Raw genomic sequence first — 6,033 nt, forward strand, 5'->3', positions numbered from 1 at the left:
GTACCTACTATGCCCATATCAGCCAAACCTGCCGATAAAACACAAGCTAAAGTGAAAGTATCTGGTGTTATCTTAGTAGATAAGCCTAAAGGTATGACTTCACAGCAAGTGGTGTCAAAAGTAAAATATCTGTTCAAATCACCGATGCATGACAGCAAAAAAGCTGGGCATACTGGCACGCTTGATCCTATGGCCACAGGTCTATTACCTATTTGTATGGGTGAGGCGACGAAATTTAGTCATTATCAGCTTGATGCTGATAAGTCTTATCAGGCGACTATATTGCTAGGTAGCCAAACTGACACTGGTGATGCCGAAGGGCAAGTTGTGGCACAAGAGCCCATTCCTCAACTTAACGAAGATTTTTTAGCGACTGTGGCGCAGCAGTTCTCAGGGGCTCAGCAGCAAATACCACCCATGTACTCAGCACTAAAAAAAGACGGCAAAAAACTCTATGAATACGCTCGAGCTGGCATCGAAGTAGAGCGGGCACCGAGAGATATTGTGATCAAAGCGCTTGACTTAAAAGCGCTTGATCATGAGCAAATCCAATTGACAGTGACTTGTACCAAAGGTACTTATGTACGAGTGCTCGGTGAAGATCTTGCCAAAGCGCTAGGTACATTGGGACATCTGACTGCATTGCGACGTACGCAAGTTGGTGATTTTGACATTGACAATGCGATTGTTTTGTCAGAATTAGAAGCACTATCGCTAGATAGCAGACAAGAGCAGCTAATGCCAGTGGATGCCTGCATCAATATTGACGCTGAAATGATACTAACGACCGAACAATGTACTCGTATACATATGGGTCAACGTTTAAATGTGTTTGAACAACTGACAGACCATATTAGGGATTATATCACCAATAATGTTGATATCCTGTCATCAAACAATGATGACGTGGCTGTTGGTCAGGAAGTTGTTTCTGAGACAGATGATGGCGATCAGTCTACCGATACGAAGCCGTTGATACATGAAATACCGGTAGATATTCGCTTGATAAATGAAAAGGGTCAGTTCTTAGGTTTAGGTGCAGTCAGTCTAAATGGTCGGTTACAGCCTAAAAAACTTATCCAGCGTTAGTTTTATTCTTGTTAAATAAGTCAGGATAAAGCCTTTTTGGCTTACTAACAGTTTACACTAATCACATATCATCACATTTTATTGCAGGTTTCGCCTATGGTGGAACCTGCTTTTTTTGTATGCTAGATTTATCAGATAGGGAATGCTGAGTTAAAAAACAGAACGGACAAATATTATAAAAGTAAAAATAATTATAAAAGCTAAATGCTAAAACAATAAATAATTAAAATTAAAGGCTTGTGCAAAAAGGACGCATATCAATAAAAATAAAATAGGTCAAAGGATGATTGACTACCAAATAATAATAAAATTAATTTATAAAAATATACTGGTCCATAAAAACTAACTAGATAACAAAAGGAAAACTATGAAAACCATTGCTTTTTTACTGCATAATTACTTTGAGCAAGCAGAGTACGAAGATGTTAATAATCAATTAAAAGATAAAGGCTACAAAACACTTCTTATAACAACAAACGATAAAAAGGAAGTGCAAGCCATGAATCAGGATGTCGATAAAGGTGATGTTTTCACTGCTGATATCTTTGTAAGCGAATCTAATACCAATGATTATGATGCACTGGTACTACCAGGCGGTACTGTGAATGCTGATACTATTCGAGGTAATAAACAAGCTCATGAAATAATTGATGCCATCAATGACTCGAATAAACCATTGGCTGTTATTTGTCATGCTCCTTGGGTGCTGATCAACACAGGTATTGCTAAAGGTAAAACACTAACTGCCTATCCTACGCTTCAGACGGATTTAGAAAATGCTGGTGCAAAATATGTAGATAAAACAGTGCAAGTTGATAATAATCTTATTACTTCGCGTAACCCAGACGATATTCCCAACTTTGTTGATGCTATAGATAAAGCACTATCTTAGAGTCTCTGTCTCATAATTATTCAGTATCACTATATTTAAATCATTTATAACCATAACTGAGGACGATACTATGTCAAATACTAATCCAAATGATACTAAACTTGAACAACAACGTTCTGATTCAGCGGAAGCAGCGCTTGAAAGTCAGACTGAAGACAACCATAATGAAAGTAGTGAAGCAGCTGCAGATCGTATTGCAGCTAATTTAGAAAGTGCGAAAGAAGACAAGTAGGTTTCTAATATGTTACTTATAATAAAGTGATATCGATACTTTTATAGTTTGCACGCCGTGTTATTGATGAGTGCAAATACAATTAGTCCAAAAAATAATTCAGGAGCTAATATGAGTAATTCACCGAACAATATGGACGCGCAAGAAAAAGAGATTGATGAGCTATATAAAGAGCTAGATCCTCAAGATGAAGCTCCAGTTAGTTTAGCAGAGGCAACCACTGCGCCTTTAGATAATGACGCAATTGGTCGACATACGACACAAGCAGACTCACATGGTGGCAATTAGTAAGTGTTTACGCTTTTAGTATATGTTGTCATCAAAAACTGCTGTTAGTTCAGCAGTTTTTTGTTATAATCTTCCTCACATTTAAACTAGGTTTTAGATAGTGCACTGTATTTAACCCATTACTTTAGTTAAGTAGTGCTATAGCTAAATGCGGGGTAGGATTCAAAACATATTAAGTGGTTGTTATCTGAGCTTGTCGTACACTAGGTCTACTCTAGTAATGCAGGGTTGTCCTGAATGACGCACAGGTTATTTTATTTATTCTATTACTTTAAAGTTGGCTACATATCGTAGCTTGTCTTAAAGTTCTTAGCATTGCCGGAGATATTTATGCTAACTAATACTGATCGCGAACAAATCATTGCTCAATACCAACGTGGCGAAAACGACACTGGTTCTCCAGAAGTTCAAGTCGCTTTACTGAGTGCTCGTATTAACGATTTGCAGAATCACTTTAAAGCACACAAAGCAGATCATCATAGCCGCCGCGGTCTTATCCGTATGGTTAACACGCGTCGTAAACTGCTTGATTATTTAAAAGGTAAAGACCTTGGTCGTTACACTACTCTAATCAGCCAGTTAGGTCTACGTCGTTAATTTGGCGATAACAGTACGAGTGGTTGAGATATTCAGGAATACCATGATTTGGTATGACCTTAGCTTTTTTGTTAAGCCGCTTAGAAACTGTTTGCTGGTATCGATAAAATAGATTTTTCTAAAAACGGTGTGGAATAGTTTCACGCCGTTTTTTTATGCTTATTCATTTTAAAATTAGTACTCAGATAATGTAAATGATATCTACTTCCAGAGAGTGTCTAAGAGAAATGCAGGAGTAAGCTATACTAACCAAGCAGCTTAAATAGTATTTTCTGACGATAATGGCACTACCTTGTAATTAATTGGTCAATAGCTATAAATCACTGTAAAATAATGCCTTGTGAGTTTGATAGTATATCTGCTATAGATATGGCGATTTTTGATAAAATACTTATGGCTTAGTTTAGTGAGTAGCGTAAATAGCTGACACTTATCAGATCAGACCAGAACAGCCTGTAGGGTTTTTAGCATCAAAGTCTTTAGACCTAGAGTCTTTGTGATAGTATTCATGGTAAAGCTAAAATTGTACGACCGAATATATATAATAGTACGATGTCCAACTTAGACAAATATATGAGATAACCAAGTAACGTTATTGGCATTGGTTGATATGCTTTTTAATAGTAATTATGTCAGCTGATAGCCATATACACAGAATTTTAATGACAGATATCAGCTTGTTATAGCGCTGATATTATTTTGTCAGTCAACATTAGGAAGATTATATGACAATGTTCAACACTATTAAGCGTGAATTCCAATATGGCAACCAGCAGGTTGTTATTGAAACGGGTCGCGTTGCACGTCAAGCAAACTCTATCTTAGTTCATATGGGCGGCGTTACCGTCCTAGTCGCAGCAGTCGTAAAATCAGAAGCCAAAGAGGGTCAAAACTTCTTTCCGCTAACCGTAAACTACCAAGAGAAAATGTATGCAGCGGGTAAAATCCCAGGTGCTTACGGCAAACGCGAAGGTCGTGCGAGCGAATTTGAAACCCTAACCTCACGCCTGATTGACCGTCCGATTCGTCCGCTATTCCCTGAAGGTTACGTTAATGAAATCCAAATTACGGCGACCGTTGTATCATCAGATAAAACCCAGTCAGCAGATATCGCCGCACTAATCGGTGCATCAGCAGCGCTAGCTATCTCTGACGCACCATTTAATGGTCCTGTTGCGGCTGCTCGTGTTGGTTTTATTAACGGCGAATATGTACTAAACCCAACGACTGAGCAGCTCGAAACCAGTGATCTTGATTTGGTTGTAGCTGGTACTAAGTCTGCTGTATTGATGGTTGAGTCAGAAGCGGCTGAGTTGTCAGAAGATCAAATGTTGGGCGCAGTACTATACGGTCATCAGCAACAGCAAATCGTTATTGATAACATTGTATCAATGGCAGAAGAAGTTGGTACTGCTAAGCAGCAATATTCTGCTCCTGAGCGTGATCAAGCGCTTACCAGTAGCATGAAAGAGCAGTTTGGCGCGCAAGTTGCTGATGCATATACGATTACTGACAAGCAAGCACGTTATACTAAGCTAGATGAAATTAAACAGTCAATTATCGATGCGCTTGCTGGTGATGCTGAGTCAGAAACTTATGCTGATACGGTATCTGAGCTAAAAGAAATCTATAATGATCTTAAGTATCGTACGGTTCGTGACAATATTTTGTCAGGTAAGCCACGTATCGATGGTCGTGATCTTGAAACCGTTCGTGCGCTTGACGTACAAGTTGGTGTATTGCCATATACGCATGGTTCAGCATTGTTTACACGTGGTGAGACGCAAGCATTGGTTACTACTACATTGGGCAACAGCCGTGACGTTAATATGATTGACTCATTGGGTGGCACGATTCGTGACCATTTCATGTTGCATTACAACTTCCCGCATTTCTCAGTAGGTGAAACGGGTCGTGAAGGTATTCCAAAACGTCGTGAAATCGGTCATGGTCGTCTAGCACGTCGCGGTGTACAAGCAATGCTGCCAGATAGCGAACGCTTCCCGTACGTTATCCGTGTGGTATCAGAGATTACCGAATCAAACGGTTCATCTTCTATGGCATCTGTTTGTGGTGCAAGCTTGGCATTGATGGATGCAGGCGTACCATTAAAAGCACCAGTCGCGGGTATCGCGATGGGTCTAGTAAAAGAAGGCGAGCGTTTCGCTGTATTGTCAGATATCTTAGGTGATGAAGATCATCTTGGTGATATGGACTTTAAAGTGGCTGGTTCTAAAGACGGTATCACTGCGTTACAGATGGACATCAAAATCGAAGGTATTACTCCAGACATCATGGAGCAAGCACTTAAGCAAGCCCATGCTGGTCGTATCCATATCCTAGACGCGATGAATCAAGTATTGCCAGAGAGCCGTACTGAAATCAATGCTCATGCGCCTAACTATGCGGTTATCGAAATCAATCCGGACAAAATCCGTGATGTAATCGGTAAAGGCGGCGCGATGATTCGTCAGTTAACTGAAGAAACTGGTGCAGTGATCGATATCGATGATGGTGGCACGATTCGTATCTTTGGTGAAAACAAAGCCGCAACCAAAGCCGCTATTGGCAAAATTGAAGCATTGACTGCTGAAGTTGAAGTCGGTAAAACTTACGAAGGTACGGTCGCTCGCATTGTTGACTTCGGTGCTTTCGTTAACGTCTTGCCAAACACGGACGGTCTAGTACATATCTCACAAATCGCAGAAGAGCGCGTTGAAAATGTATCAGACTACTTAAAAGAAGGTCAGGTCGTGAAAGTATTCGTTCAAGACGTTGATAACCGTGGTCGCATTAAGCTGACTATGAAAGGTATCGAACAAAACTAATCGTTAGTCATTGGTTTCGTTAGTCTTTACCAAGTAAAAAACCGCTTTGAGATACTTGTTATAAGTGCTCAAGGCGGTTTTTTTATGGCTATTATTTATGTGAATAA

General features: G+C 39.7%; 6 protein-coding genes. All 6 read left to right on the top strand.

Features of this window, described 5'->3' with window-relative positions; all coding sequences use genetic code 11:
• Positions 1 to 9 precede the first annotated feature (9 nt).
• The 6 genes from truB to pnp all read left to right on the top strand — a co-directional run bounded on the left by truB (position 10) and on the right by pnp (position 5,926).
• On the top strand, positions 10 to 1,089 hold the full coding sequence (gene truB, locus ACT3SX_RS05835; RefSeq protein ID WP_192518344.1) for a tRNA pseudouridine(55) synthase TruB: 1,080 nt from the start codon (positions 10 to 12) through the stop codon (positions 1,087 to 1,089).
• Between the two features lie 367 nt (positions 1,090 to 1,456).
• Positions 1,457 to 1,981 (top strand): type 1 glutamine amidotransferase domain-containing protein, encoded by a 525-nt coding sequence (locus ACT3SX_RS05840; protein ID WP_192518343.1) that lies wholly within the window; start codon positions 1,457 to 1,459, stop codon positions 1,979 to 1,981.
• 70 nt (positions 1,982 to 2,051) lie between these two features.
• Positions 2,052 to 2,213, top strand: coding sequence for a hypothetical protein (locus ACT3SX_RS05845; protein WP_192518342.1), 162 nt, complete (start codon positions 2,052 to 2,054; stop codon positions 2,211 to 2,213).
• A gap of 111 nt (positions 2,214 to 2,324) precedes the next feature.
• A complete protein-coding gene (locus ACT3SX_RS05850) occupies positions 2,325 to 2,501 on the top strand; it encodes a hypothetical protein (protein ID WP_192518341.1) in 177 nt (58 codons plus the stop codon).
• 330 nt (positions 2,502 to 2,831) lie between these two features.
• Positions 2,832 to 3,098: a 30S ribosomal protein S15 gene (gene rpsO, locus ACT3SX_RS05855; protein WP_045443035.1), complete on the top strand. Its 267-nt coding sequence runs from the start codon at positions 2,832 to 2,834 to the stop codon at positions 3,096 to 3,098.
• A 725-nt stretch (positions 3,099 to 3,823) separates the two neighbouring features.
• The gene (gene pnp, locus ACT3SX_RS05860) at positions 3,824 to 5,926 is read left to right on the top strand and encodes a polyribonucleotide nucleotidyltransferase (protein WP_192518340.1); all 2,103 of its coding nucleotides are present in this window, start codon (positions 3,824 to 3,826) and stop codon (positions 5,924 to 5,926) included.
• Positions 5,927 to 6,033 lie beyond the last annotated feature (107 nt).

The sequence above is a fragment of the Psychrobacter sp. AOP31-B2-9 genome (genome assembly GCF_052378005.1).
Taxonomy (GTDB): domain Bacteria; phylum Pseudomonadota; class Gammaproteobacteria; order Pseudomonadales; family Moraxellaceae; genus Psychrobacter.

Bases quoted from the DNA above. Each gene is read 5' to 3' on its own strand.
- truB (WP_192518344.1), top strand. From the start codon at position 10: ATGCCCATATCAGCCAAACCTGCCGATAAAACACAAGCTAAAGTGAAA.
- ACT3SX_RS05840 (WP_192518343.1), top strand. From the start codon at position 1,457: ATGAAAACCATTGCTTTTTTACTGCATAATTACTTTGAGCAAGCAGAG.
- ACT3SX_RS05845 (WP_192518342.1), top strand. From the start codon at position 2,052: ATGTCAAATACTAATCCAAATGATACTAAACTTGAACAACAACGTTCT.
- ACT3SX_RS05850 (WP_192518341.1), top strand. From the start codon at position 2,325: ATGAGTAATTCACCGAACAATATGGACGCGCAAGAAAAAGAGATTGAT.
- rpsO (WP_045443035.1), top strand. From the start codon at position 2,832: ATGCTAACTAATACTGATCGCGAACAAATCATTGCTCAATACCAACGT.
- pnp (WP_192518340.1), top strand. From the start codon at position 3,824: ATGACAATGTTCAACACTATTAAGCGTGAATTCCAATATGGCAACCAG.